The following is a 1,164-nucleotide window of genomic DNA, read 5'->3' as shown; positions in this document are numbered from 1 at the left end:
AACTTCCAATAGGAGCAATCAAAGATGTCGAAGTGCCAATCACATCTATTGCTGAGCAGGGGAAGATTGGCGAATATTTTTCAAATCTCGACAACCTTATCACCCTTCATCGGCGTGCGTATCACTACACAAAAAGGAGGACTTACAAATGAACCAAACGACAGTCAACGGTAGTACCACTCTATTCTGCGATTATTATAAACAATGGATTACCGTCTATAAAGAAGGAGCCATCCGTCCCGTCACCATGAACAAGTACAATATGGCTCATCACTGGCTCGAGAAGCTTGCCCCTGACCTGACTCTAGGAGACCTTGATCGCTTTGCATATCAGAAGCTTCTGAACGACTATGCTTCTGAACATGAACGACAGACCACTATGGATTTTCACCATCATCTCAAGTGTGCCATTCTTGATGCAGTGGATGAAGGGCTCATTCAGAGAGATCCCACTCGTAAAGCTATCATCAAAGGAAAAACACCTAGGGAAAAGAAACCAAAGTATCTTAATCAGTATGAACTTCACAAGCTGCTGGACGATCTGGATCTTAAGTCAGAAATTAATTTAGATTGGCTTCTTCTTTTAATTGCTAAGACCGGTATGCGGTTTTCTGAAGCATTAGCTCTCACCCCAAAGGATTTTGACCTTTCTCGTCAAATGCTTTCAGTTTCAAAGACATGGGATTACAAAGGTAACGGTGGATTTCTTCCCACTAAGAATGAATCTTCTATCAGAAAGATTCCTTTAGACTGGCAAACAGTAATGCAGTTTGCAGAGCTTGTAAGGCAGTTACCGGAGGACGAACCTATTTTTATCAAAGGCAATATTTACAATTCGACAGTAAATGATCTTCTTGCTAGGCATTGTAAGAAAGTTGAAATACCAGTAATCTCAGTACATGGGTTAAGACACACACATGCTTCCCTTCTATTATTTGCAGGAGTATCTATAGCAAGCGTTGCACGTAGATTAGGCCACTCTGATATGACTACAACACAAAAGACCTACCTACATATCATCCAGGAACTTGAAAGCAAGGATATAGATATCATGTAAGCGCCAAATATTCCTGCGGATTTCCTGATCCTCAAGTTTTGCCTATAATTGTAGTCGATAGATATTTAGACTATTTCACTACAATTATGGAGGATAGGTTATGGCAG

General features: G+C 40.6%; 1 protein-coding gene. It reads left to right on the top strand.

What is annotated here, in order from left to right:
• Positions 1-148: 148 nt before the first annotated feature.
• Positions 149-1,057 (top strand): tyrosine-type recombinase/integrase, encoded by a 909-nt coding sequence (locus tag ACTNB3_RS17755; RefSeq protein ID WP_441027281.1) that lies wholly within the window; start codon positions 149-151, stop codon positions 1,055-1,057.
• Positions 1,058-1,164 lie beyond the last annotated feature (107 nt).

Origin of the sequence: Bariatricus sp. HCP28S3_D3 (assembly GCF_052065755.1) — a bacterium.
Lineage (GTDB): Bacteria > Bacillota > Clostridia > Lachnospirales > Lachnospiraceae > Allocoprococcus.
This window is presented reverse-complemented; position numbering and strand designations above follow the sequence as displayed.

Bases quoted from the DNA above. Each gene is read 5' to 3' on its own strand.
- ACTNB3_RS17755 (WP_441027281.1), top strand. From the start codon at position 149: ATGAACCAAACGACAGTCAACGGTAGTACCACTCTATTCTGCGATTAT.